The following is a 25,256-nucleotide window of genomic DNA, read 5'->3' as shown; positions in this document are numbered from 1 at the left end:
CATGTTGCATTCCCATGCCGAAATCCGCCGGCGCATCGACGCGCTCGGCCCGTGGTTCCACAATATGGACCTGGCCGGCGTCGAAACCGCGCCCGACCACTTTCTCGGCAACTACCCGCTGATCAAATGGCGCAAATTCGCCGATGCCATACCCGCTGATCTGACCGGCAAGACCGTGCTGGATATTGGCTGCAATGCCGGCTTCTACTCGATCGAGATGAAACGGCGAGGCGCCGCCCGTGTCCTCGGGATCGATTTCGACGAGGCCTATCTGGCGCAGGCCCGCTTTGCCGCCGAGATCGCGGACTGTGATATCGAATTCCAGAAGCTGTCGGTCTACGACGTCGGTGCCCTGCGCGAGACATTCGATGTCGTGCTCTTCATGGGAGTGCTTTACCATCTGCGCCACCCCTTGCTCGCGCTCGACCTGATCCGTGAGCACGTCGCCGTCGACCTGATGATCTTTCAGTCCATGCAGCGCGGCAGCAAGGACCTGCCCGCATTGGAAGAGAACTATCATTTCTGGACGCATGATTTGTTCGACCAGCCGGAATTTCCCAAGCTGCATTTCATCGAACACCGCTATGCCGACGATCCGACCAACTGGTGGATACCGAACCGGGCCTGCACCGAAGCGATGCTGCGCAGCGCCGGTTTCGAGATCGTTCTGCATCCCGAGCAGGAGGTCTATTTCTGCCGCGCTGCCGGCGATCCGGCCGGCGGCGGCGCGATATATCCGTCGAAAGGAAAGCTCCATGATTGAAGCCGCGATGATCTGGAACGAGCCCAACAACAAATCGCATTGGGACCCCGAGCTCGACCCCGATTGGAGCCGCTTTGCCAGGATGGCAGTCCTGTCGGCGGACGCGATCGCATCCGAGAACCCGGCTCTGACAAAAGTGCTTGGCGGCATCTCGCCGATAGACCCGGGCTTTATCACGCGCATGAAGGAATTCGGCGTGCTGGACCATGTCGACGCCGTCGCTGTTCACGGCTTTCCCCTCGACTGGAACCTGTGGCAAATTCAGGAATGGCCGCAGAAGATCGGTGAGATCGCGACCGTCACCGACCTCCCCATCTGGGTCAGCGAGGTCGGCGTATCGACCTTCGGGGCCGAGGAAATACAGGTCTGGGGGCTCAAGCGCACCGCCGAATTGCTGCTCGGCAACGCACCGCGAATCCAGTGGTACAGCCTCTACGACCTTCCGCGCGAATGGGAAGCAACGACGCGGCATCGCGAGGCGGAGGGATCTTCCTATTACCGCCATTTCCACATGGGGCTGCTGCGCCAGGACGGTACGCCAAAACCGGCGCTGGAAGAATTCCTACGCTACACACCCGCAATGGGCCTGGTGCAGTGGTTTCATTTCGAGGACCCGCGGCTGGACGATGCCGTCGCCTGGATGAAGCGGCTCGGCGTGACCAATATGCGCACGGGGCTTTCCTGGGCCGATAGCTTCAGGCCGAATGCGTTGGACTGGTTCGACCGACAGATGGAAGCACTCGCCGCTTTCGACGTCACGGTCACCTTCTGCTTCACACCCGAGCATCGCGGAATGATGCCTCACCACACCAGCCCTCCGCTGGTGCCCGAGGAATTCGCCGAGTTCTGTGCAACGATGATCCGCCGCTACGCGCCCGGCATGACGTCCGCCTCGCTCCGGACGCAGCGGGCCTCGGCTGCGTGAAGCTCTCATGCGACCCGGTCCGCGATCATTGGATGCACTGACCGAGGTCAAGGCTCTCGGCCCCTTCGAGATCGGCACCAGGTCGTGCGCAACCGCCCTCGCCCATCCCGCACCATGGCTCGGTCGGCCATGACGCTCACCGTCCTCAATGTCGCCTATCCCCTCGCGCCTGTCGGACCGGATGCGGTCGGGGGTGCCGAACAGGTCCTGTCGATGCTCGATCGCGCGCTGGTTGGCGCGGGTCATCGGTCTATTGTCGTCGGCTGCCGGGGCTCCAGCGCGAGCGGCACGCTTGTGGAAACACCGGCGGAAGGCGGCGTGCTCGACGAGGCGGCGAAGAGCCGCGCGCAGCAGGCTCATCGAACCGCGATCGCGGCTGTCCGCGCCAGATGGCCGATCGATGTGGTTCATCTGCATGGCATCGATTTCGATGCCTATCTGCCCGACGATGGCCCCACCTTGGTGACCCTTCACCTGCCGCTGGACTGGTATCCGGCCGGGGCCTTGCAGCCGACGCGCGACGACCTGTGGCTTCATGCAGTCTCGGCCGCCCAGCAGAAAACCGTGCCACCCGGCGCCAAACTGGCCCCGCCAATTCCGAATGGAGTAGACATAGAGGCGCTCAGCCTGCTGCAGCCGAAGCGCGACTTCGCACTGGTCCTGAGCCGCATCTGCCCGGAAAAGGGCATCCACCTGGCGCTGGACGCGGCCAAGCAGGCAGGTGTACCCCTGGTTGTCGGCGGTAAGGTCTATCCCTATGAAACGCACACGCGTTACTTTCACGACGAGGTCCAACCTCGCCTCGATGGCCGCCGCCGCTTTCTTGGTCCGCTCGGTTTCACCGCCAAGCGGCGCTTTCTCAACGCAGCACGCTGTCTGGTCATCCCGAGCCTTGCCGCCGAGACCAGCTCCCTTGTCGCCATGGAGGCGCTGGCCTGCGGCACACCGGTGATCGCCTTTCCGAATGGTGCGCTTCCGGACGTGATCGAGCACGGCAAGACCGGTTTTCTCGTCAATACGATCGACGAGATGGCACAAGCCATCGTTGCGGCGTCAAGCCTGGACGCCGAGACATGCCGCGCCGAGGCGCGACGGCGGTTCTCGCTGGAGCGAATGATCTCGTCTTACATGGATGCCTATCAGGCGCTGGCGCGACTTGGCACCGATGCCGGGCGCCTCGCCGTCACGCCGTGAGCGAGCCTGTGTTGCGCGGTCAGATCATCGATGATCCGGCGCAATTCGATGCGCTTGCGGCGGATTGGTGGGGACTGTGGGAGCAGAGTTCCTCGGCGACGCCGTTTCAATCTCCTGCGTGGCTGGTGCCATGGTGGCGCACATTCGGGCCCGGCGACCTGGCGACGGTCGCGGTCTGGCGCGGAAGCGAACTGATAGGGCTAGCGCCGCTTTATCTAGAGCACGGGACCGCCGGCTCGAAACTTCTTCCGGTCGGCATTTCGCTCAGCGACTATCTGGATGTCCTGTGTGTTCCCGGCGTCGAAAACCAGGTCGCGGCCATTGTTGCCGAAAAGATCCTCTCGGTCGGCTGGTCGCAGTGGATCCTGTCGGATTTGCCGGAAGGCGGCGCCGGTCTTGCGATTGCGCATCCCGATCTGAAGGCGGGGCAGCGAGCCACTCATGGTGCTTGCCCCGTGCTCGCCATCGCCGGAGACGATACCCTTGCAGGCTGTGTACCCTCCCGGCGCCGGCGCCAGTTGCGACGGGCGCGGCAGGCCGCATCCAGACGCGGCCGGATAGCGTTGTCGTCGGCACGAGGCGATCCTCAAACCTTCCTCGATCAGTTGATCCGCCTGCACGACGCGCGCTGGGCCGGACACGGAGGTGGCGTGTTGGCCGACGCGGCTGCAGAGGAATTCCACAGGCGCTCACTTCCCTTGCTCGACGCTCGCGGCCTGGTCCGATGCTGGCTTTTGGCAATCGACGGCAGGACGGTCGGGGCCTATTACGGCTTCCACCATCGCGGTCGTGCCTATGCCTATCTCGGGGGCTTCGACCCCGCCTATGCCGAAGAGAGCCCAGGGGCGATCCTGATCGGCCACGCGATCGCGGAATCGATCCGCGAAGGTGCGCGCGAGTTCGATTTCCTGCGCGGCCAGGAAGCCTACAAATATGGCTGGGGCGCCATCGACAGGTGGACGATGCGCAGGGTCTGGACGCGGAGTTGATTACCATGCCTGCAACCAAGCCAAAATCCGCTCCGCGCCGCACTACGATCAGATCGGCTGTTGAAGACTGCATGGCGGACGGTGTTTGCGCCGAAGCAGTCGTCGCCAGGCTGGCGCTTCACCTGCAGACGGGGATCAGGGCGGCGGAACTGGCAAAGATCGTGCTGGATATCGTTCCGTCGAATGCGCGAGACGCGGAAAGGCTGCAAGAGGTAGCCGGGTTGCTTCGCCGCAAGCCAGATATCTTTGCCACATTGCGAGCGACGGGAGCGGCCGTTCGGCACACACGCGACGAAGGGGAGACCGGTGCCGCCGTCGTCACGCGGCTGGCCTCGAGCTTCGATGCGGCGGCAGCGATTTCGGAGACAGCAAGTGTCCAGCTCGCATCCCTAGGGGATGAGGAAAGGCTCTCGGCCACGACCGACGAAGTCGTCGCCTGGCTCAAGCAGCAGGACTTCTCCGGAACCCGCCGGGATATTCTGGACATTGGTTGTGGCATCGGCCGTTTCGAGTATGCGCTTTCCAACTCCTTCAACCGCATGGTCGGCATCGACATATCATCGCGGATGATCTCCATCGCCTCCGAGCGGTGCGCTGCGCTGGGCAATGTCGAGTTGCGGCAAACCTCCGGTCTCGATTTGAGCGAATTCGACGACGGCAGTTTCGATTGCGTGCTGGCGGTTGACAGCTTTCCTTATCTGGTTCTGGCCGGCATGGCCGAGGGGCATTTCGATGAGATCGCACGCGTTCTGAAACGGCCTGGCTGGCTCGCCTTGCTGAACTATTCCTATCGCGGATCGCTTTCGTGGGACCGCGCCGACATCGGCCGCCTGGCGGAAGCTCACCAAATGCGGGTCGTCATCAATGGCGAGAAGCCGTTTCGGTCATGGGATGGCGAGGCTTTCCTACTTGCTCGAGGCGGCGGAACATTACTGCGCGCCGCCAGTTCGGACGTCGAACCAGAGGCGCCGAAGGTCGGCACCGACCCGAAGGAGGAAATCATGGCACCCGCGGCAAGAAAGATCGGCTGCGGGAAGCAGCACGGCGATGAGCGCGGGCTGGACGGCGATCGCATCAAGTCCGATCGATATCAGGATCATGCCGCGGACCAGGCGCCGAACGACTGAACGCGGGCGCTCCACGTCCTTTGCCTGCAGCACGTAGGGCCAAGGAAATAAAGCTGTGCAAGGATTGCCGGCAACCCTGCCGGCGGCGGACATTGCCTTGTAATGTCCGGCGTTTGTCACCACACTAAAGTCAGGGACTGCTGGTTATCAAGAGAATATGGATGTCTCATTCGAGCGACGATACCGCGGACCCGCAATTCGGTCTGGCCATGGATCAGGAGATCACTTCTCTCCTGGACGCCATAGAGCAGGAAAAAATTCCAGACCGGCTAACCAGGCTGGCCATGGAGTTGCAAAACGCGCTGGTTGAGAAACGTCGACGTGACGTGCAGAACTGATTATCTGCGGCTGTCACCCTCCATATCGAGTTGACCATCCGATAGATGATTTCGTCTTTCGATTAGTGTCTGCAACGAACTCTCCCCAAGCAACTCGAGAATATTGGCGCGGGCACGGTTCAGCCGACTTTTTACCGTCCCCACCGCGCAGCCGCATATCTCGGCCGTTTCTTCATAACTCACCCCCAGAACGCCAATCAGCATCAGAACCTCGCGTTGGTGTTCCGGTAACTTTTGTATGGCGGCGTGGACTTCCTTGCTTTGAACGCTCCATTCCTGGGTGGCTTCCGAAATCGGTCGGGACGATGCGCAGTCGAGCAGGCCTGGCGCTTCCCGGGCAGCGATCTTGACCCGGGTGTAGTACGTGTTGCGCATGATGGTGAAGAGCCACGACTTCATGCGTGTGCCGGGTTCGAACTTGTCGATGTTGGCGAGACCCTTGGTCAGTGTCTCCTGTACCAGATCGTCGGCATCGTCGGGGACGCGGCAGAAGGTACGCGCGAAAGCCCGCATGGCGGGTATGAGCTCAACGATGGAAACTTCATTGGTTTCTTGGTCGGCCAAAATGTAGCCTCCGGATGACAATGGTCCAGCTCCCAGAAGAAGAGTGTATGAACGCAGCCCCTGCTAAATGCATGGAAGTTTGGTTCGTTCCTCGCGCTGAAGACAACTCTTCAGAAATTCCGCGCAGCGGGGGCATCTTACCCAATCGGCCCATGCCGTCGCCGCGATAGGGATGTCGCCTTGGGCGATGCACGCGCGCGCAGCGGTTCTTTCACGGGAACAAAGCCGCGCACCGGCAGTTTGACCTCCTGAGTACTTCCACCCCCCTCCGGCATCAAAACGAGGTATGTCATGGCCAAATCCGCCCGTCGCTCCGCTCGCCAATCGGCAAGTGGACAGGAACCGGATAGCGCGCGCGGAAACGGCGGGGAATTGCACCAGATCGCCGGGGGTGAGACGCCCACTCTGACCACGGCGCTCGGAACACCCGTCTCCGACGATCAAAACACATTGCGGATCGGCGAACGCGGACCAGCGCTGATCGAGGACTCTCATTTTCGGGAGAAGATTTTCCACTTCGACCACGAACGCATTCCTGAAAGGGTCGTCCATGCCCGCGGCTACGGCGCGCATGGTTACTTCGAAACCTACGAGTCTCTGGCCAAATACACACGTGCCGATATTTTCCAGAGGGCCGGCGAAAAGACACCGGCCTTCGTGCGCTTCTCGACGGTTGCCGGCAACAAGGGCTCGTTCGATCTCGCCCGCGACGTCCGCGGCTTCGCGGTCAAGCTCTACACCAGGGAAGGCAACTGGGATCTGGTCGGCAACAATATCCCGGTTTTCTTCATCCAGGACGCGATCAAGTTTCCCGATCTGATCCATGCCGCCAAACAGGAGCCGGACCGGGCCTTTCCTCAAGCCCAGACCGCTCACGATAATTTCTGGGACTTCATCAGCCTGATGCCGGAATCGATGCACATGGTGATGTGGATCATGTCGGATCGCGCGATCCCGCGCTCCTTCCGCTTCATGCAGGGCTTTGGCGTCCACACGTTCCGCCTGGTCAACGCCAAAGACGAATCCACCTTCGTCAAATTCATCTGGAAGCCAAAGCTCGGCATGCAATCGGTGGTCTGGAATGAGGCTGTCAAGATCAATGGCGCCGATCCGGACTTTCACCGTCGCGATCTATGGGACGCCATCCAGTCCGGCAATTTCCCGGAATGGGAGTTGACGGTGCAATTGTTCGATCAGGCGTTTGCCGACAGCTTCGACTTCGACATTCTGGACGCAACCAAGATCATTCCTGAAGAGGTGCTCGAACCAATCCCGGTCGGGCGGCTGGTGCTTGACCGGATGCCGGATAATTTCTTCGCGGAGACCGAGCAGGTTGCCTTCATGACGCAGAATGTGCCGCCCGGAATTGACTTCTCCAACGATCCGCTTCTGCAGGGCCGCAACTTCTCCTATCTCGATACCCAGTTGAAACGGCTGGGCAGCCCGAACTTTACCCATCTTCCGATCAATGCGCCGAAGTGCCCGTTCGCCCATTTCCAACAGGACGGACACATGGCTATGCGCAATCCGGTCGGTCGCGCCAACTATGAACCGAATTCATGGGGGCTGGGACCGCGCGAGGATCCGCAACGCGGCTTCCGTTCCTTCGCCGATGCCGAGGACGGGCAGAAGGTGCGTCTGCGCGCGGAAAGCTTCGCCGATCACTACAGCCAGGCCCGGCAATTCTTCAACAGCCAGACACCGCCGGAGCAGCGCCACATCGCCATGGCGCTGACCTTCGAATTGAGCAAGGTCCAGGCACCGGCGATCCGCGAACGCATGGTTTCGCATCTGCTGAACATCGACGAAACCCTGGCGACCACCGTCGCCGACAAGCTTGGCATTCGGAATATGCCCGACCCCGCGGAGGCAGCCGTTCCGACGCGCGACGACCTGCCGCCTTCGCCGGCGCTCAGCATCATCGAGAACGGGCCTGACAGTTTCAAGGGCCGCAAGGTCGGCGTCCTGCTTAGCAATGGAACCGACACCGCGCTGTTCGAAGAGCTCCGTTCCGCCATCGAAACGGAAGGCGCGGTGATGGAGGTCATCGCGCCCAAGGTGGGCGGCGTCGACGCGGCTGACGGCACTCACATCGAGGCCCGACACATGATCGACGGCGGCCCGTCTGTGTTGTTCGACGCCGTGGTGCTGCTCCTCTCCGAGGAGGGTGCCGAGATGCTGCTCGACGAGGCGGCCGCGAAGGACTTCGTGTCAGATGCGTTCGCGCATTGCAAATTCATCGGCTTCACAGCGGCGGCCCAACCTCTCCTGGCCAAGGCGGGCGTGGCGCCCGATGCCGATGAGGGGCTGATCGGGCTTGATACCGCAGGTTCCGTGAAGACGTTTATAGAGGCTTGCCGCAAACTACGGCTGTGGGCACGGGAAACCGCTGTCAAGCTTTGATGCGGAGAGCCATGCGCTGTCACACCGGCGCATGGCTGCAAGGCCCGGTATGCAGCCATGCCTGGGCCCTATGGTTGGCGGGCTTCTCTGGCGGCCTGTTCTCGCTGCTGTTTCAGGACCTCGTCGGTCCCGACCAGCTTCTTTGCTCCGCCTGGAATTGCCGTGGACACCACCGCGGGTGGGTCGCTTGCCGGAAAAGAGTCCTCCAACCCGGCCTGCAGTTGATCCTCGAGCGTCTGCGGTTCTTCGGAGCGGCCAGGCGTCCTGCGCGTATCCATCTTCTCCAGCGACTGTTTCTTCTTTGGTGACTCATTGGCTTCGCGGATCAAGGCATAAAGCTGCTCGATCGCGAATTCCTTGATCGTTTCGAAATCGGGCCGATCGTCCTTCGTCGCCTCTATCTGATCGACCATGGCCTTCTCGAACCGCTCAAGGCTTTCACCGCCGCAGGCATGGGAAAGGCGGAGCAATGCCTCGTGCAGCATCATCGGGGTGAAGTAAGCCGACGCTTCAAGCCTGAGTTGCCGCAGACGATCCGGAGTGGCAGCCTGGAATTTTGACATGGACGGTCCTTTCTCTCACGAGCGTGTCAACGACAGTTGATCGCCGATGTTCCACCACGCCTGAACATACTTCATGTCCAGCGACCTACCGGAACCAGCTTGCCGGCCTCCGGAACCGTCCATGATCTTGCGTGACTGGTCATGATGAGCCGGTTCTCCCGCACGGCGACGGCGGGCGTTTTCCAGCATGTCACGATTTCTTGTGATGAAGGAATGCAGGTCCGGCACGCGCCTGCCAACCCGATCGAGCGGACGGCGTTGCCTGACGCCATCGCGGCTCAGCGGCGTCCCTGCAGCAAGAACACCGCCCGATCAGTCGCCCCAGGGAGAAGAACGACTTCGGGCGGCGCTCCGAGCCTGTGGCTCATTTGTTGCAGTTCTGCATGTTCGACGTCGTGTTGCCGCTGGCGGTGTTGTTGTCGATGTCGTTGCCCGCGGCATCCTTGCAGCGGTCGGTCATGCCGTTCGACTTGGTTGTCGAATTTGTCGTGCTCGGGTCGGCGGGCGTGGTCGTCGCACCGGAGCCTGTGCCGACGCCAGTGCCGGTCGTGGTCCCATTGCCGCCACTGGTGGCGCCGGACGTCGAACCGGATCCGGTGCCGTTCGACTGTGCCATGGCCGACGTGGCCAGAGCGACCGTAAGCACGGTTGCGGAGAGAAGTTTGGTGATCATCGGAGCATCTCCTTTGGTTGGGTACTGCTTCCACCAAACCTGTCTTTCCCGGATATGTTCCGAGTGAAACGCTCTTCAGCCAAATTCTCATGGATGGGTTCTTGTGCCGATGCGAACGCTTTCGGCACGCCTGGGTTTGCTTGCAGGGGGCGGCGGTGGGCCTGTCAGTTGACAGGAACGGCAGAGTCCGTTCGGACGGGATCACCCTCGTCCCGCAGCGTCTGGCACCACCAAGTGATCGGCGTGACCATCAGTCTTCAGATGTGGATCATACCGGCGCAGGAATTTGCGGAGCGGCAGCTCGAACCGAATGTACATCCGCCAAGCGAAAAGAACCGATATGGCTGTGCCAATCACGATGATGAGGTCCGGAGGAATCGGAAATGCGGTCCACACCATCAGAAGCAGCGTTATCGGCAGAGTGTGGATCAGATAAAGCATGTAAGAGGCATCACCGAGAACCGTCCATGCGCTCGGCTGTGCGTCGATCTGCATCGTGCCGAAGACGATCAGCGCCGCCGGGAAACCGTAGACCAGCACGCGCTGAAACCCGTTATCGCCGGCGAGAAACTCCATCGTCCCTCCTTGCGGCGCCATCCCAATGAATCCGACAGCTATCATCGCCCCGGCTCCGATCGGCAGGCACCACACTGCCGGTTTCCACTTAGGTGCATAGGCAAGAGCGACGCCAAAGCCGAACTCGATGATCAGCGGGTTGCCAAGAAACTGCAGCGCCGGACCAGCCGAGCGAAAGATCATTGCGAGGCCGAAGATTCCGATGAGAGCCAATAGCATTCGCCGGTCGACGAGAACGATGGTTGCGGCGGCGTAGAAGAGCATTTCGAAGCACAGCGTCCATGCCGCGGGCAGTGCCGGCGCAGTCATTTGATCCGTAGCGGGCCACAGCAAAAGTGTCGCCACCCCCTCCCGCCAGCCGAAGGCGGTTTTGTAGGCGACGATCGCATAGGGGATGCTGATCAGCAGGTAGAGCGGAACGATGCGCCGGAACCGTCTCCAAGCGAAGGATCGCCAAGTCAGGCCAGGTGCCGTCTTGGCAATAATCACCCCTGATATGACAAAAAAGATGTCTACGCCTGCGAAGCCGACCACCTGCAACTCGGGAGGTAACAGGCCATTGGATCCGGTGGCCTTAACAGCTGTCTGGGCCGCGTGGACATATACGACCATCAGCGCGGCGACGAAGCGAAGTACTTGCAAGGACCAGATCAAGGGCGAATCCTGACTATCGGCCGCCAGGGTCTGGTATGGCCCCACCAAGGAATCTCGGCAAGATCATTGGGACGCGCCGAGCGTAATCGTCGTACTCTGGGAAGGTTTTCTGAAGGATAGACTCTTCATTTTTCGCGCGTCTATACTGCAAAAGAAACTGAACCGCACCGAGTGCCACCATAAGCATTGAAAAATGTGAGAGGATCATCCCGAGAACGAATACTCCCTCACAGATGTAAAGCGGATGTCGGACAACCGAATAGGGCCCCGTGGTAACCAGGCGACGAGCTGTCGCCATGAGTGAGAAGGAACGGCCCAGCCAATAAAGACAGAAAATCGAACTGGCCGTACCGACGAAGACTAGGCAAAGAGCCGTGAATTGAGCCGCTTCATTTTGCAATGCCGGTGTCAGGTTCAATGCGAGCAGGATCATAAATGTTCCAGCTACCGAGGTTATTCTTGGTTCGATTCCTTGCGCAGTTCCCTTAGGCGGAAGGCGGGCGACTGTCATCACAAGCTGCAACAACAGAAACACGGTGGACGCCAGTTGAGTAACGATGGCGAGCGAACTTGCTGAGGTATCCTGACGGAAATAGAGAAACAGAGGCATCGCACCGGACGTCGCCAAAACCGCCATGGCAAAGATGATGGCAATTCGGCCAAGAAAATCCTCGTTCAACATTTTCACCCCCTGCTCCAAGCAGTCATTGGAACATCGCTTCCGCGCCCCGACAAGAAGATAGTTTCCAAAGCGTTAACGGCTATGCCGTATCCACTTTTGGTTAATCTGTTCGGCCTATCATGGCCAAATGCCGAACCTTCTTTCCGTGCTTCGTTTCCTGGCGCCGATCTCGATTCTAATTTCAGCAATTGCGATGATCGCGCTCAATCCACACAGTGCAACTTTTGCGTTTTGGTTGGCGTTGCCTGTGAATGCGGCTGGATGGCCCGCGCGTCCTACAGCAGAGCGGGCTTCCCCCGTTCAGTTAAGCTGATTCAAGATTCCAGAGCTGCTCGCCAAGACCAAACTTTCATAGATCCCGAGGGCTGTCGTGCAGATCGCCGCGACCGAAATTGGCACGCCGAACGGCACAACGCCTTTGCGGTCGAGATGCTGAACGTAGATGCGGAAGGCGCCGGCGGGCAGCAGGAATGGATTTTTCATGGCTGCCGCAGTGATGAGGGCGAAGACCAGGAGCAGCATGGAAAAAACGGCGAGGTTTTCGCCGCCGGTCAGAAAGGGGACGACCGCCATCAGCTTGACATCGCCTGCGCCGATCTTGCGCAAGACCCAGAACGGGAACAACGCAAGAAACAGCACGAGGCCGGCAGACGCGCTCAAGCCCATGTCCCACCAGGATCCGGATCGGAGCACCAGCAACAACAGCGATCCCATTCCCAGGCAGAGCAGCAGCAGCACATCGCGATTGGCGATCCTCTGCGTTGTGAAGTCGAGCCACCCAATCCTGGCGAGCAGGGGGATGGCGAGGGCCTTCAACAGCAGTGCTTCGACAAGCAGCATGCTAGCGCTCGATATTCTGCACGCTTGACGACAAAAGCTTCAGATTGTTGGCGACCGTCGGATCGTTGGGTGCCAGTTCATAGGCCTTGAGGAAATTGCCGCGCGCGTCCTGCAGTTTGCCGCGCAGCAGATCGGAATAGCCGACATTGTTGTAATATTCGGGCGACGGTCCCATCAGCTTGAACGCGCGGCCATAGGCGCGGTCTGCAAGGTCGAAGCGGTGGATGCGGTCGCATGAAGCGGCCAAACCCATCCAGGCTCCGCCGTCGTTTGGGGCCAACTGCGTCGCCTTGAAGAACAACGCGCCGGAGTTGCCGTAGTTTTCCGCGCGGAACTGATTCTTGGCTTCGGCCACGGCCTGGTCCGACGCGTAATATTCGACGTCGCTGACGGTCTTCAATCCGTCAAAGGCGTCGCCAAAGGACGTCACGTCGCCTTTCGAGGGTTCGTTGGTGCGCACGACACCGCCAGTGGCGTCCACGCCGTTTGTCTGGCAGCCGGCTAGGGCTGCCATCAACAGACTGGCGGCGACGACGGTTGCGAGGCGCATTGGCCCTGTCATTTTATCCCCCGAGAGTCCTGCGACTCTATTTTAGAATCAAAGCATATACTTATTCAGAAGAAAATGCCCCTCATGCGGATGATCACCGGCAACATGATCACCATCATGACGACGGGGAAGATGCATAATCCCAACGGGATCATCATTTTGACCGGCAGGGCATTGGCCTTCTCCTCAGCGCTCAGAATTCTTTGTCCGCGCATCTCGTCGCTGTAGACGCGCAGCGCATCCGTCAGACTGGTGCCGAGCTCTTCCGACTGCCGGAACAGCACGGCAAGCGAGCGCGCCTCTTCCAGCCCAATGCGGTCCGCGAGTTCGCGCAGCCCCTCCCGCAGCGGTTTGCCGGCGCGCAATTGCAGGTTCATGATCGCAAGCTGGATGCCAAGCCATTTGTGGGTGCCGGCCAGTTCGGCGCCGACACGCTCGACCGCCGCTTCCAGACTCATGCCGGCGTCGGCACAGGTGATCATCATGTCCATGAAATCGGGAAATCCGCGACGATAGATCTGTTTTTGGGCATTCTCGAAGCGATCAAGCAGAATGGCTGGAACCACAATGCAGGCGAGCCCGAACAGAGCGGAACCGGCAAAGGCCATGATGGCGGGGAGTTGGGGCGGGAGTACTCGTACAAGGAGCGCGTAGGCAGCCAAAAAGCCGATACAGACCGCGCCCAGTCGCGACAAGGTGTAGATGAGAGGAGCACTTGGTTGATAGAACCCGGCGCGAAAAAGCTTCGCCTCGAGCGCATTCGGCTCATTGCGTTCCTTCTCCATCGATCGAAAGTAGGCATCAACCGGACGCTGCGCCGAGATTTTGAGCAATTGTTCCTGACCCGCGAGCGAGCGGTGGTCGACGATGCCTTCCGACGTGAGGCTCTGGGCAACCAGCTTGCGTGTCTGCAACGCCGGCAAGAAGACAAGCGCGCCGAATAGGAACAGCGATACAGCCGTCACGAATACCGCGGTGGAAACCAGGAAACTCAGTCCCTGAATGTTCGATAACAGGTTTATGGCTCGCTCCTGTCAGAAATCGAAATTGACCATGCGATACATGATGAAGTCACCCAGCAGCGCCCATATTCCGAAGGTCAGGAACACCGGCATGATCAGGGGATCGTGCCATATCTGGCCGTAATATGCCGGAGCGGCGAGCTGGAGGATCAGGAACATTACCAACGGAAAGAGCGAGATGATCCATGCGGACACCCGGCCCTCTGATGAAAGCGCCCTGATCTTCATCTTGAGTTTCTGACGTTCGCGCAGAACCGACGAAAGATTGGCCAGGATCTCGGTCAGGTTGCCGCCCGTTTTCGATTGGATCGACAGCGACACCGACAGCAGGTGGAGGCCTTCGAAACCCACGCGCTGGGAAAGCTTCCGCACCGCCTGTTCGATACTCAGTCCAAAGGTGATTTCGTCGGACACGATGCCGAATTCGGTGCCGAGCGGATCGGGCATTTCGCGCGCGACCAGACCTATGGCCACCGTTGCCGGGTGCCCCGCTCGCAGCGAACGCACGATCATGTCGAGTGCGTTGGGGAGCTGTTTTGCGAATTTCTGGATCCGTTTCCCGCGCGCACGACGCAAAAGGAGAAGTGGCAAGGCAAATCCGGTCACCAGAAAAATCAGGGTGGAAGGCAATACGGAAAAACGCAGAAGGAACGAGAACAGCAGCGCAATTGCCAGGGCTGAAAGCAGGAACATCGCGGCGAAAGTCAGCGGGTTTCCGGTAATGCCGGATTGGGTGTAGAGCCTGTTCAGGCCGACCATGCCGAAAAGAAAGTCACCCGTATCCGTCAGGCCGCGCTCGCGCAGCAGTCCTTGCAAGGTCTTTTCGGCCGGAACTTCATCGGACAATCGCTTCAGCCGCCGGTTGATCATGCCGGCGCGGGATCGGCGATCGGCGAAGGAAAGATATAGCGCCTCGCCGGCGAGAATGACTGCCGCCGCCGCGAGCGTGTAAATGAAGTAGAGCAAGGTCTGGCCGGTGGGCATCAGAGCGCAACCTGGGGATTGAAGGCGTCCTTGGCGAAATGGTGCCCGAGCGTCGCCGCTTCCGGGGCAAAACGTGGGCGAACGCCGGTGGCGCGAAATTCCCCGACGATCTGACCGTCAGCCGTCACCTCGCGACGCACGAAGGTGTAGATTTCCTGCATCTGGACGACGTTTCCCTCCATACCGGTAATCTCCGATATCGATGTCACGCGCCGGCCGCCGTCGGAGAGGCGCTGCGTCTGCACGATGACGTCGATGGCGGAAGTTATCTGCGCTCTGATGGACTCGTGCGTCATCGGCATTCCCGCCATGCCGACCATCTGCTCCAGACGCGATATCGCATCACGCGGCGTGTTGGCATGGATGGTGGTCATCGAGCCTTCATGGCCGGTGTTCATGGCCTGCAGCATGTCGAAGGCTTCCTCGCCGCGAACTTCGCCGACGATGATACGGTCTGGACGCATGCGCAGCGCGTTCTTGACCAGTTCGCGCTGGCGAACCTCTCCTTTTCCTTCGACACTGGGTGGACGTGTCTCCAGCCGGCCGACATGCGGCTGCTGCAGCTGCAGTTCCGCCGCATCTTCGATGGTGATCAGACGCTCCCTGGACGGGATGTAGCTCGACAGCGCATTAAGCAAGGTCGTCTTGCCGCTGCCTGTCCCTCCCGAAACGAGGATCGATTTGCGCGCCTGCACGGCAATCCGCAACAGTTCGACCATTGGCGGACGGATCGAGTTGAGCGCCACCAGGCGCTCGAGCGAATAGGGGTTCTTGGAGAACTTCCGGATCGACACCAGCGGTCCGTCGACCGAGATCGGCCGCACCGCGATGTTGACGCGGGAGCCATCCTCCAGCCGGGCATCGACCATCGGCGCCGATTCATCGACGCGCCGGCCAATGGCTGAAACGATCTTGTTGATGACCCGCAGCAGATGCGCTTCGTCACGAAACCGGATCGCCGTCTCTTCGACCAGGCCACGCCGCTCGATGAAGACCCGTTTGTGGGTGTTGATCAGGATATCGGTGATCGTATCATCCTTGAGCAGCGGTTCGATCGGTCCGAGTCCCAGCATCTCGTCGGCGGTCTCGCTGGTGATTTGATCAAGCTCGCGCGCGTTCAGCGGTACGCTGTGGCTGCGCACGAACTCGCGCACGATTGGGCGGATCTCGTTCAGGATCTCATCCTTGGACGCGGTTTCGAGCGCGGAGAGATTGAACCGGTCTATCAAATGACGATGCAGTTCGACTTTCAGCGTCAGGAAGTCCTCGCCATGGGGTTCAATATCGGCAACCGGAGAAACCGCCGAAACGATGGGCAGTACAGTCAGCGGCTCGGCCTTTGTCGTGGCCTGCTGCTCGCTTGGTCCCTTGATAAACCGCCCCAGCATAATCCCTTATACCCCTCCAGCGCATATTAGCGGAAACTAAACGTTAACCAAGCGACGCACAAGCGCCAGCGCGCCTCACGCGACGCCAATACTTTCAACATAGTTAAGGAGCGCACCGAAAAAATATCGTTTTTATTATGGGCCCCGCGCTGCCAACCATGACTGAGTGAATAAGCGGTCCAGAGCGCCCTTTGGTGCTTGGGTGCTCCAACAGCGCAATCCACTCCATATCTGGCTATAACCCCTTAGATATAAAGGATTATGCCATGTTGCTAAACTACTTATCGCTTCATTAGGACATATGCATAATTGTGAACGAATGGTTAAGGACGCTTGAAAAATTAGACGAATCAAGCTCTTGCTGAAATTTAAAGCCGCGCTCAACTCCAAAGTTCATGTATTGGGAAGTTAAGGAACCGTTAATCCCGTTTGACTCCGCAATTTCTCGGGACCTAGGATCGAGATGACGGGGGATGCTTGGGTATGGAGTTCATCCTTGGCTCTGTCTCGTCGGGTTCAAACCTCCAAAGGGAGAAATTGACATGAAGAAGCTCATGACGATGACCCGGCAGTTCCGCGACGACGAAAACGGCGCTGCCATGGTCGAATACTCTATCCTGATCGGCATCATCGCCGCGGCAACCATCGTTGCGGTCATCGCTATCGGCGGATGGGTCGGCAGCCAGTTCACAGGCCTTTGCGCGAAGCTGGACGGGAAGGGTCTCAACGCTGCTGGCACCGGCACTGGCGCTTGCGTCCCGGCCGCTTGATCAGAAACGCTCTGGCCGGATCGGCCAAAAAGGAGTGATAGGCATGAAGCGGCTTATCGAGATAGCCAGGCAGTTCCACTCCGACGAGAACGGCGCTGCCATGGTGGAATACTCGATCCTCATCGGCATCGTTGCCGCGGCATCGATCGTTGCGATTATTGCCATCGGCGGATGGGTCGGCAGTCAATTCACCGGCCTTTGCGCGAACCTGAATAACAAAGGTGTATCCACCACCGGCGGTGCCGGTGGCACTTGCTGAAAACGTCCTGGGCCGGAATCGCTCGATTTCGGCCCAGGATCCTGCACTTTGAAGGGGTTGACATTCGCCCGGCGGGCGATGGTGGGGTGGGAAGATGCGCGCCAATACGCTTATCATGATTGTCCTCGCCGGCGTGTTCGGCGTGCTGGCGGTGGTGCTCGCCAATATCTGGCTGGCCAGCCAGCGCAATGCCATGGCGCGAACGGATGACGTCCCGCGCGATACTGTGGTTGTGGCGGCGGTACCTTTGAAATTCGGTGACACGCTGACCGAGGACAAGTTGCGCGAAATCGCCTGGCCGGCGGGCGCGGTTCCGACCGGCGCTTTCAAGACGACGAAAGAAATGCTGGCTGGCGAAGGCGTAAAGCAGGCGCTGCAGGCGATCGGTACCAATGAGCCTGTTCTCGCCACCAAGATCACCGGCCCCGGCCAGCGCGCCACGCTCTCGGCGGTGCTTGGCGAAGGCATGAAAGCCGTTTCCATCAGGGTCAACGATGTGCTTGGGGTGGCTGGATTTGTTTTCCCCGGCGACCGCGTCGACGTGCTGCTGACGCGCACGACTCGTGGCGACGACGGGGCCGACAAGAGTTTTGTCGACGTGCTGCTGCAAAGCATGAAGGTGCTCGCAGTCGATCAGGTTGCCGATGTGAGCAAGGATAGCCCGACCGTCGTCAAATCGGTGACGCTGGAAGCCAGCACGAAAGATGCACAAAAGCTCACTCTGGCGGCCGGCGCCGGGCAGTTGTCGCTGGCGCTGCGCCAGGCCGCGGCCAGCAAGGGCGAAACGACGGAGCGTGTAACGCTTTCGGACCTGACTGGCGAAACGCCCGAAGACGTCGCTAAGCGACAGGCCGAACTCGACAAGAAAGCGGCCGCGGACGCATTGGCGGAAGCCGAGCGCAAACGTGCCGAGGACAAGATCGCAGGGCTGGCCCAGGCCGTGGAGCGCGTCGGAAGCCGGCTTGACGAGTTGGGCAAAGCCAAGCCCGCTCCGGCGGTGGTATCGGCGCCTGAAGTGCGGGAAGTCGTCAAGGAAGTGGTCAAGTATGTGCAGCCCGAGCCGCCGAAAAATGTGTCGGTAGGCGTGTTTCGGGGCGTGAAGCTCGAGACGTATGACGTGCCGCGACAACCATAACACCGTCGCGGCGAATGACTGGCCGCCACAGGCGGCAATTGGGGAGACGGGGATGCAGGGGTTTTGGTTGAGAATGGCGACGGCCGCGTTGGCGGCGTTGCTGTCGAGCGTTGCGGCCGATGCCGCCGACCGCTTCATCGACGTGTCGAACCCCAGCGTCCATCGTGTTTTCCTGCCGATGTCGCAATCGGTGACACTCCAGGTGAATGCCAATCTCGGCGATATCGTCGTCGGTGACGAGAAAATCGCCGATGCGCAGCCAATGACCGACCGCACGCTCTATGTCATCGGGAAGGGCGCAGGCACAACCACGGTCAACCTGTTCTCACCCGACAAACGCTCGCTCGGCGTCATCCAGATCGAGGTCGGCGTCGATGTCAGCGACATGGCGGCGGCAATCCGGCAGGTGGCGCCAAGGGCGCGCATCGAAGTCGGCTCGGTGAATGGCAGGGTTAGGCTTGGCGGCCATGTCAAGGACGGCGCGACGCTGGCGGCCATCATGGAAGTGGCGCAGCAATATGGACCCGACGCCATCATCAATTCCGTCACGGTCGACGATAGCCAGCAGGTCAATCTCGAAGTGCGCGTGCTGGAGGCCAAGCGCAATGCCGGCCGCGATCTCGGCGTGTCGATCAAGAGCACGAACAGCCGCGGCACGACTCGGGTCGGAACTGGCGTTGCCACCGTGGACAAGGACGGGGCGGAGCTCGGTGCGGGCGACCTTGTCAGCGGGCTGCTGTCAAACAGCAATCCATTCGCAGCGCTGATCACCCGTGTCATCGACAATAACATCAAGGTCGATTTGATCATCGAGGCGCTGGAGGCCAAGGGCGTGGTGCGCACGCTTGCCGAGCCAAACCTCACCACCCTTTCCGGAGAACCGGCCAGCTTCAATGCCGGTGGCCAGGTCCCGATCCGCAGCGTCGACGCCAATGGCCAGGTCCAGATCGAATACAAGCAGTTCGGCGTGAATCTGCAGTTCACCCCGGTGGTGCTCGCCGACGACAAGATCCATATGAAGCTTGCGCCGGAGGTCAGCGACCTGACCGGCTTCACCTCAGCCGGCGACCCGATCTTCACCAATCGCAAATTGGATACCGTCGTCGAATTGCGCGACGGCCAGAGCTTCGCCGTCGGCGGGCTGCTGTCGAGCAAGACCACCAAGCTTCAGAACCAGGTGCCCTGGCTCGGCCAGGTGCCTGTCATCGGTACGCTGTTCCGGAATTCAAGCAACCAGAAGGAAGAGACCGAGCTGGTCGTCATCGTCACGCCGCACATTGTGCGCCCGGTGAAGCCCGGCGAGCAGCTGGCGACGCCGTTCGACAAGACGCGGCCGGCGAACGATCCGGAATTCTTCGTGCTGGGGCAGCTCGAAGTGAACAAGGACATGATCCGCAAATATGAAACAGGCGACGGCGTCACCGGCCCCTATGGCCACATGCTGGACTTCAAATCGAAGGACAAGATGCTCTATGTCAAGAAATAGCGCCTTGATCCTCATTCTGTGTGCCGGGTCGCTTTCGGGCTGTGCCGCGGACTATCTGAACCACTACGACACGGTGACGTTGGCCGCCGGCGACACGCAAAAATACAATTCGCTGCTGCAGACGGTCGACCCGCTCAATCCGGCTTCGAGGAATACGCATATCGAAGGGGACGGCACGCGCGCCGCACTTGTTGCGCATAACTACAGATTTCCGCCGCCACCTCCGCCACCGCCGGCCATCACGGTCAATGTCGGCGGGTCGGGTGTGACGACGCCGTGAACTGAACGGAAGGGATGCGGAGGGCGCCGGGCGTGCGAGGGGCCCTGACGCGAGAAAGCAGAGAGTAAGGTCATGTTGGGGACCATTCGTGCCTTCTGGAACGATCAACGCGGCATAGCGATGATCCTCGTCGCCATCATGATCCCGGTGCTTATCGGCTTCTCGGTGCTGGCGATAGACGTGAGCCGGGTCAACAGCCTCCACAATGACCTTCAGAAAGGTATTGATGGCCTAGCGCTGGCGGCCGCCGGCGAACTGGACGGCAGAACAGACAGCATCACCAGAGCCAATAACGCCGTTGCCAGCCTTGTCTCGAATGGTACTTTGTTTTCGACGTCTGGCTCTCATGCGATCGTCTTGGCCGATGTGACCGTGACCTATCTGACCGGGATACCAGCCAGCGACGACACGGCTCTCAGTGCGGCAGGCGTCGATGCCAATGGCGTTAGCTGGGCAAGCATTGATCCCAAAGCAGTGTCCTTTGCTGAAGTCACTGTCAACGCAGCCGGCGCAGGTTCCTTCGCGACGATCTTCCCCGCAAGTCTCGTCGGCAGCAAGGATACGATGGACATTCAACCACAAGCGGTTGCCGGCTTCGTTCAATCTATCTGCGAAACGGTCCCTCTGTTCATGTGCAACCCGTTCGAAACGACAGACCCGTCGACCAGCAAGACGATCCAGCAGGCTTTCGCTTCGGGGGATACCTACGGCCGGGAGTTTCGCGTCCTCAAGGTCGATTCCAACCCGGGGCCGGGCAATTTCGGACTGATCGATAACAACCTGAGCTCTTTGCGCGACGCCATTGCGATCGGCACTTCCGGCACCTGCTATAGCCGAGATTCCCTGACCACCAAGACCGGCGTCACCCTCGGCCAGGTCAATACAGGCCTCAATGTCCGGTTCGATCTCTATAGCGGCTCCCTGAACAAGAACAACAAGGACTTTAACTACAGGCCGGCCACCAATGTTCGCAAAGGCCAGAAGACCGGCTGCAGCAAATACGATCCGGTGGCTGACAACACCGCGCTGCCCTTGCCTCCAGGCGCTAACTACGTTGACGCCAAGGGAATGTCCGACCCGATCGCGTCTCAGGGTTTTTGGAGCAGTTACTGGACGATCAACCACGGGACGGCATATCCGAATGTCCCCAGCGCTACCAACCCGACCGGCACCACGACCGCGCCAGCATCCCGATATGACGTCTACAAATATGAGATTTCTCACGGTCTCGTCGGTGACAAGTCATTGGCACCGACCAAGGAAACGGGCGACCCGTCCTGTTACAAGGGCGACGCGCCAACCGTAGACCCAGAACGCCGGTTGCTGAACATGGCCATGGTCAACTGCATCGCCAACGATGACAAACTGAACGGTCACGTAGCGCTCAAGCCTGACGGCTATGTAAGCGTGTTCGTCAACACCCCGGTCCAAAAGCAGGACAACACCAAGGATCCCGAAGACACCTCAGCCGGAGAGAAGCCGATCAGCCTAGAGATCGTCGATGTCGATGGTGGGTTCGCCAACAACACCCTTGTCGACAAAGCATTCCGAAACGAGGCCCAGCTTTACCGATGAAACTCGCCGTCCTCTTCGTCATGCGGCCGGAAAACGCTGAAAAAGTTGCAGCGCAACGAAGCGCAATTGTATCGGTAGCGCCATGCTCATCACACTGAAGCAGTTCCTCCGGAGGTTCCACAAAGACGAACAAGGCGCAGCCCTGGTCGAGGTGGCGATCGTCACGCCATTCGTGTTGCTGCTGTCGGCCGGTGTTTACGAGTTCTCCAACATCTTCAACACGCGTCTGCTTCTCGAAGCCGGTGTCGAGGACGCCTCTCGCTACATGGCCCGCTGCAGCAGTGACTGGGACACTTGTTCGGGATTGGCAAAAAATCTTGCCGTGAACGGGGCCATCACGAATGGTAGCGCGAGGATTACCGGGTGGACCACGGGTCAAGTCGACATCCGCAAGGCACAAACGATCCAGGCGATCGATGCTACGACCGGTACCCAGCTCTATCTCAGCAGCACCGGTACGGTCATTGTCGTGGAAGTCAGCACCGCATATCCGTACCCTACTCTGGGCCTCTGGTCTTATCTTGGTTTTGGCAACCTTACGCTCTCCGTGCTCCATCAGGAGCGTGTCTTCGGATGGTGATTTCGCACAGCACGTTCTGGAGAGATCACTCCGGCGCGACAATGGTCGAGATGGCCATCGCAATGCCCATGCTGCTCACTCTGCTGCTCGGGTTCGTCGACTTCGGCTACGCCTTCTATCAATGGAACGCCGGCAACAAAGCGGTGCAGGCCGGGGCCAGGCTGGCGCAGATTTCCGCTCCGATCGCCAGTGGACTTCTGCTCGAGGCAAATATACCCAGCAACTCGCTGGATGTGGGAAAGGCAGTTCCAGCCAACACTTACAGCTACATCTGTACGGCCAGTGCCGCCGGAGCTGTATCTTGCACATGTGGAACAGGCGCCACATGCCAGAACCTCAATGTGAGCCAAGCCGCTTTCGACTTTATTTTTAGCGGCAGCAGCACCCGGCCGGGAATGCTGACATTCCTGCCAACCCTTCTGAAATCCGAGGTCCAGATCCAATATCAGGCTTCAGGCCTCGGCTACTGGACACGCCCAAGCGGCCCGGTGCCGACGATTACCGTTAGCATTGTCAAACATCCCTTCCAGTTCTTCTTTCTGGCGGGGTTTCTTGGATTCGGAACCATCACCATGCCCTCCATGCTGAGCACGGTCACGGGCGAAGACATGAAGAGCACCTACCCATGAACGCCATCAGCACCAAAGTTACCCCGACCAAGCGCAAGCAGGTGGCTCTGTTTTCCTCGGATCCGAATTTCAAGCGCGATGTGGCGACGCGGCTCGATGCGCTGGCGATCTATGATGTGCGGGTAGCCGAGACGGGTGATTTTCTCAAGGGGCCGCCGGCCGACACGCGCCCGGGCATCGTCATCCTCGATCTCGGCAATGGCGAATTGCTCGGCAATCCAGGCATCGTCGAGGCGCGCGCGCTGTGGGCTGGTGTGCCGCTGATCGCGGTTTCCGACGAGCTGACGTCGGAGCAGACACGCGTCCTGGTGCGCATGAATGCCTCGGACTGGCTGCACAAGCCGCTCGACGGCAAGGAACTGCTCAATGCCGTCACCTTCCACGACAGCGGCAACCAGGGCGCCAAGAGCCGCATCATCACCTTCATCAGCGCCAGCGGCGGCGCCGGCGCCACGACGCTGGCGCTGTCGGCGGCCGAGTTCCTGGCTTCGAAATCGACCGAGCGCGCGGCCTCGACCTGCCTGGTCGACCTCGACTTCCAGAGCGCCAATTGCGGCGCCTATCTCAACCTGTTCAACCAGTTCGACCTTGCCGGCATTATCGGCCAGCCGGAACGGCTCGATGTCGAACTGATGGATGTCATCAAGCTGTCGCGGCCTTCCGGCCTGACGCTCTACGCCTTCGAGCGGCCGCAGCTGCCGTTCGAGCCGCAGGGCGCCGACTTCGTCTTCCGGCTGCTCGACCTCGTCGCCTACCGTTTCGACGACATCGTCATCGACCTGCCGAACATCGAGACGCCCTGGCACAATTCCGTGCTGTCGACGAGCGACGAGATCTTCATCGTCTTCGAGCTCAATGTCGCCTCGCTGCGGCAAGGCAAACGGCTCTACAAGAAGATCCGCGAGCTGCGCGGCAATGCCGTCTCAATCACGCTGGTCGCCAACAAGCACAAGCGCAAATGGTTCGGCAACCACTTCTCGCGCAGCGAGCTGGAGAAGATCTTCAAGGCGCCGCACATCAAGTCGGTCGGCCTCGACAACGCCCTGCTGGCCGACGCGCTGAACCGCGCCATGCTGCCGTCCGAAGTGGATGGGCGGGCGCGCTTCAACAAGGACCTGAAGAAGATGTTCCGCGAGCGGCTCGACGATGCGGCCCGCTAGCGGCCATCGCTTGCGGCTGACAGCCGCCTGCCTGCTTGGCCTGGCGCTGGCGCCCGCGGCCGGGCAGACCGCGTTGGCGGACAGCCGCCCGCCTCTGCCGGCCATGGGTCCCAGCCTGCGCAAGACGGTGGCGTTTTCCACCCGGGAGAAGACCGGGACCATCATCATCCGCAAGCAGGAAAAAGCGCTCTATCTGGTGACCGGCAAGGGCGAGGCCCTGCGCTACCGGATCAGTGTCGGACGCGATGGATTTGGCTGGACGGGTACGGTCCAGGTGGGAGCCAAGACCGAGTGGCCGGCGTGGCGGCCGCCCAGGGAAATGCGCGCCCGCCAGCCGGAACTGCCTGACATGGTGCCCTCGGGGCCGTACAATCCGCTCGGCGCAAGGGCGCTCTATCTGCTTCGGGACGGCCGCGACACGCTCTATCGCATCCATGGCACCAACGACCCTTCGGGCGTGGGTTTCGACGGCACGTCGGGCTGTTTTCGCCTGACCAATACCGATGTCATCGATCTTTTCAGGCGCGTGCCTGTCGGCACCAAGGTGGTGGTCCAATGACGACGATCAGCGATCCCGACGACCTTGTGATAGCGGTCGAACCGCTATTGCTCGACAGGGAGAAGAGCCGGTCCAGGCTCGCTTTTGCCGTCTCTGTCGGCCTGGCGCTGTTTGCCCTGCTGAACGCCACCGCGGCCGTCTATCTCTACCGCGGCATTAACGATCTGCGCGCGATCGAGGCGCGACTGGAGGACCTCGGCCAGTTCGAGCAGCGCATGAGCGCGCGGCTCGACACCGTCAACAATGGATTTCAAAGCCGGTTCGAGGCGCTGGACGACCGGCTGCGGGCGAGCTTCGGCGAGGTCAACGCCAACATCGCCCGGCAGCCACCGGAGATGTCGGGAAATCACGGTGGCGAGGAGCCGCGCGTGGTCGAACTCCCCTCGCCCGCCGAAGACATGGCGGCGGTCGCCAGCGCCGCCGACGCGGAGCCTGCCATCGGGGATATGCCGCGGGTAACGCGAAGGCGGTCGGCACCGGCAGCGCCTCCCGCGCCGAGCTCCAACTACCAGCGGAGCGTATCGCCGGAAGGCAAGGTCACCTATCACAAGATAAACTAGGACGGGACCTGCGCGCGGCCCGTAGCGC

Annotated in this window: 29 protein-coding genes; 18 read left to right on the top strand and 11 right to left on the bottom strand. The window is 60.4% G+C overall.

Going from position 1 to position 25,256, the window contains the following annotated elements:
* Position 1 precedes the first annotated feature (1 nt).
* The 6 genes from FJ543_RS24220 (at position 2) to FJ543_RS24195 (ending at position 5,336) form a co-directional block, all read left to right on the top strand.
* Entirely contained in the window at positions 2 to 763 is a 762-nt protein-coding gene (locus tag FJ543_RS24220; RefSeq protein ID WP_140715391.1) for a TIGR04290 family methyltransferase, read from the top strand.
* A complete protein-coding gene (locus FJ543_RS24215) occupies positions 756 to 1,688 on the top strand; it encodes a beta-xylosidase (protein ID WP_140665703.1) in 933 nt (310 codons plus the stop codon). Before FJ543_RS24220 ends, FJ543_RS24215 begins: the two co-directional genes overlap by 8 nt.
* 129 nt (positions 1,689 to 1,817) lie before the next feature.
* Positions 1,818 to 2,882, top strand: coding sequence for a glycosyltransferase family 4 protein (locus FJ543_RS24210; RefSeq protein WP_140617547.1), 1,065 nt, complete (start codon positions 1,818 to 1,820; stop codon positions 2,880 to 2,882).
* Between the two features lie 8 nt (positions 2,883 to 2,890).
* Positions 2,891 to 3,871: a GNAT family N-acetyltransferase gene (locus FJ543_RS24205; RefSeq protein ID WP_181174091.1), complete on the top strand. Its 981-nt coding sequence runs from the start codon at positions 2,891 to 2,893 to the stop codon at positions 3,869 to 3,871.
* A gap of 71 nt (positions 3,872 to 3,942) precedes the next feature.
* Positions 3,943 to 4,998 carry a class I SAM-dependent methyltransferase gene (locus tag FJ543_RS24200; protein ID WP_224622759.1) on the top strand — a complete coding sequence of 352 codons (1,056 nt, stop codon included), beginning with the start codon at positions 3,943 to 3,945 and terminating at the stop codon, positions 4,996 to 4,998.
* Positions 4,999 to 5,159: 161 nt separating this feature from the next.
* Positions 5,160 to 5,336: a hypothetical protein gene (locus FJ543_RS24195; protein ID WP_015319163.1), complete on the top strand. Its 177-nt coding sequence runs from the start codon at positions 5,160 to 5,162 to the stop codon at positions 5,334 to 5,336.
* On the opposite strand, the gene FJ543_RS24190 is transcribed toward FJ543_RS24195, so the two are convergent.
* Complete coding sequence (locus FJ543_RS24190) at positions 5,337 to 5,900, bottom strand: sigma-70 family RNA polymerase sigma factor (RefSeq protein WP_015319164.1); 564 nt, start codon at positions 5,898 to 5,900, stop codon at positions 5,337 to 5,339.
* 291 nt (positions 5,901 to 6,191) lie between these two features.
* Between FJ543_RS24190 and FJ543_RS24185 the strand changes: the two genes are divergently transcribed.
* Positions 6,192 to 8,303, top strand: a complete 2,112-nt coding sequence (locus FJ543_RS24185) for a catalase (protein ID WP_140877816.1) — start codon at positions 6,192 to 6,194, stop codon at positions 8,301 to 8,303.
* A 68-nt stretch (positions 8,304 to 8,371) separates the two neighbouring features.
* Here FJ543_RS24185 and FJ543_RS24180 read toward each other — a convergent pair whose 3' ends face one another.
* From FJ543_RS24180 to FJ543_RS24140, 10 genes are all read right to left on the bottom strand, one after another.
* Complete coding sequence (locus tag FJ543_RS24180) at positions 8,372 to 8,866, bottom strand: hypothetical protein (RefSeq protein ID WP_140877814.1); 495 nt, start codon at positions 8,864 to 8,866, stop codon at positions 8,372 to 8,374.
* Positions 8,867 to 8,881: 15 nt separating this feature from the next.
* Positions 8,882 to 9,055, bottom strand: a complete 174-nt coding sequence (locus FJ543_RS31570) for a hypothetical protein (RefSeq protein WP_157163672.1) — start codon at positions 9,053 to 9,055, stop codon at positions 8,882 to 8,884.
* 175 nt (positions 9,056 to 9,230) lie between these two features.
* Positions 9,231 to 9,539: a hypothetical protein gene (locus FJ543_RS24175; RefSeq protein WP_140617552.1), complete on the bottom strand. Its 309-nt coding sequence runs from the start codon at positions 9,537 to 9,539 to the stop codon at positions 9,231 to 9,233.
* Between the two features lie 201 nt (positions 9,540 to 9,740).
* Positions 9,741 to 10,769: an acyltransferase gene (locus tag FJ543_RS24170; RefSeq protein ID WP_140877812.1), complete on the bottom strand. Its 1,029-nt coding sequence runs from the start codon at positions 10,767 to 10,769 to the stop codon at positions 9,741 to 9,743.
* Positions 10,770 to 10,782: 13 nt separating this feature from the next.
* A complete protein-coding gene (locus FJ543_RS24165) occupies positions 10,783 to 11,451 on the bottom strand; it encodes an isoprenylcysteine carboxylmethyltransferase family protein (protein WP_140878161.1) in 669 nt (222 codons plus the stop codon).
* 300 nt (positions 11,452 to 11,751) lie between these two features.
* The gene (locus FJ543_RS24160) at positions 11,752 to 12,291 is read right to left on the bottom strand and encodes a prepilin peptidase (RefSeq protein ID WP_140877810.1); all 540 of its coding nucleotides are present in this window, start codon (positions 12,289 to 12,291) and stop codon (positions 11,752 to 11,754) included.
* Between the two features lies 1 nt (position 12,292).
* Positions 12,293 to 12,853, bottom strand: coding sequence for a tetratricopeptide repeat protein (locus tag FJ543_RS24155; RefSeq protein ID WP_181174074.1), 561 nt, complete (start codon positions 12,851 to 12,853; stop codon positions 12,293 to 12,295).
* Between the two features lie 53 nt (positions 12,854 to 12,906).
* Positions 12,907 to 13,857 carry a type II secretion system F family protein gene (locus FJ543_RS24150; RefSeq protein WP_140877806.1) on the bottom strand — a complete coding sequence of 317 codons (951 nt, stop codon included), beginning with the start codon at positions 13,855 to 13,857 and terminating at the stop codon, positions 12,907 to 12,909.
* 18 nt (positions 13,858 to 13,875) lie between these two features.
* On the bottom strand, positions 13,876 to 14,847 hold the full coding sequence (locus FJ543_RS24145) for a type II secretion system F family protein (RefSeq protein ID WP_140877804.1): 972 nt from the start codon (positions 14,845 to 14,847) through the stop codon (positions 13,876 to 13,878).
* Positions 14,847 to 16,235: a CpaF family protein gene (locus FJ543_RS24140; RefSeq protein ID WP_140877802.1), complete on the bottom strand. Its 1,389-nt coding sequence runs from the start codon at positions 16,233 to 16,235 to the stop codon at positions 14,847 to 14,849. The genes FJ543_RS24145 and FJ543_RS24140 overlap by 1 nt, the downstream gene beginning before the upstream one ends.
* A gap of 542 nt (positions 16,236 to 16,777) precedes the next feature.
* Here FJ543_RS24140 and FJ543_RS24135 point away from each other — a divergent pair.
* The 11 genes from FJ543_RS24135 (at position 16,778) to FJ543_RS24085 (ending at position 25,228) form a co-directional block, all read left to right on the top strand.
* The gene (locus tag FJ543_RS24135; protein ID WP_140877800.1) at positions 16,778 to 17,005 is read left to right on the top strand and encodes a Flp family type IVb pilin; all 228 of its coding nucleotides are present in this window, start codon (positions 16,778 to 16,780) and stop codon (positions 17,003 to 17,005) included.
* 43 nt (positions 17,006 to 17,048) lie between these two features.
* Entirely contained in the window at positions 17,049 to 17,264 is a 216-nt protein-coding gene (locus tag FJ543_RS24130) for a Flp family type IVb pilin (protein ID WP_140877798.1), read from the top strand.
* A 94-nt stretch (positions 17,265 to 17,358) separates the two neighbouring features.
* Positions 17,359 to 18,399, top strand: coding sequence for a Flp pilus assembly protein CpaB (cpaB, locus tag FJ543_RS24125; RefSeq protein WP_140877796.1), 1,041 nt, complete (start codon positions 17,359 to 17,361; stop codon positions 18,397 to 18,399).
* Positions 18,400 to 18,451: 52 nt separating this feature from the next.
* A complete protein-coding gene (locus FJ543_RS24120; protein ID WP_140877794.1) occupies positions 18,452 to 19,885 on the top strand; it encodes a type II and III secretion system protein family protein in 1,434 nt (477 codons plus the stop codon).
* A 4-nt stretch (positions 19,886 to 19,889) separates the two neighbouring features.
* Entirely contained in the window at positions 19,890 to 20,165 is a 276-nt protein-coding gene (locus FJ543_RS24115) for a hypothetical protein (protein ID WP_224622764.1), read from the top strand.
* Positions 20,166 to 20,237: 72 nt separating this feature from the next.
* Positions 20,238 to 21,740: a TadE/TadG family type IV pilus assembly protein gene (locus tag FJ543_RS24110; RefSeq protein WP_140877790.1), complete on the top strand. Its 1,503-nt coding sequence runs from the start codon at positions 20,238 to 20,240 to the stop codon at positions 21,738 to 21,740.
* Between the two features lie 82 nt (positions 21,741 to 21,822).
* Positions 21,823 to 22,320 (top strand): TadE/TadG family type IV pilus assembly protein, encoded by a 498-nt coding sequence (locus FJ543_RS24105; protein ID WP_140877788.1) that lies wholly within the window; start codon positions 21,823 to 21,825, stop codon positions 22,318 to 22,320.
* Positions 22,314 to 22,949: a TadE/TadG family type IV pilus assembly protein gene (locus FJ543_RS24100; protein WP_140877786.1), complete on the top strand. Its 636-nt coding sequence runs from the start codon at positions 22,314 to 22,316 to the stop codon at positions 22,947 to 22,949. The genes FJ543_RS24105 and FJ543_RS24100 overlap by 7 nt, the downstream gene beginning before the upstream one ends.
* On the top strand, positions 22,946 to 24,109 hold the full coding sequence (locus FJ543_RS24095; protein WP_015319180.1) for an AAA family ATPase: 1,164 nt from the start codon (positions 22,946 to 22,948) through the stop codon (positions 24,107 to 24,109). Before FJ543_RS24100 ends, FJ543_RS24095 begins: the two co-directional genes overlap by 4 nt.
* The gene (locus tag FJ543_RS24090) at positions 24,096 to 24,668 is read left to right on the top strand and encodes a L,D-transpeptidase (RefSeq protein ID WP_140877784.1); all 573 of its coding nucleotides are present in this window, start codon (positions 24,096 to 24,098) and stop codon (positions 24,666 to 24,668) included. The genes FJ543_RS24095 and FJ543_RS24090 overlap by 14 nt, the downstream gene beginning before the upstream one ends.
* Positions 24,665 to 25,228, top strand: coding sequence for a hypothetical protein (locus FJ543_RS24085; protein WP_140823513.1), 564 nt, complete (start codon positions 24,665 to 24,667; stop codon positions 25,226 to 25,228). Before FJ543_RS24090 ends, FJ543_RS24085 begins: the two co-directional genes overlap by 4 nt.
* Positions 25,229 to 25,256 lie beyond the last annotated feature (28 nt).

The organism is Mesorhizobium sp. B2-5-7, from assembly GCF_006440875.1.
GTDB lineage: Bacteria > Pseudomonadota > Alphaproteobacteria > Rhizobiales > Rhizobiaceae > Mesorhizobium > Mesorhizobium australicum.
Note: the sequence above shows the minus strand (reverse complement) of the source record. Positions and strands in the feature narration are given on the sequence as shown.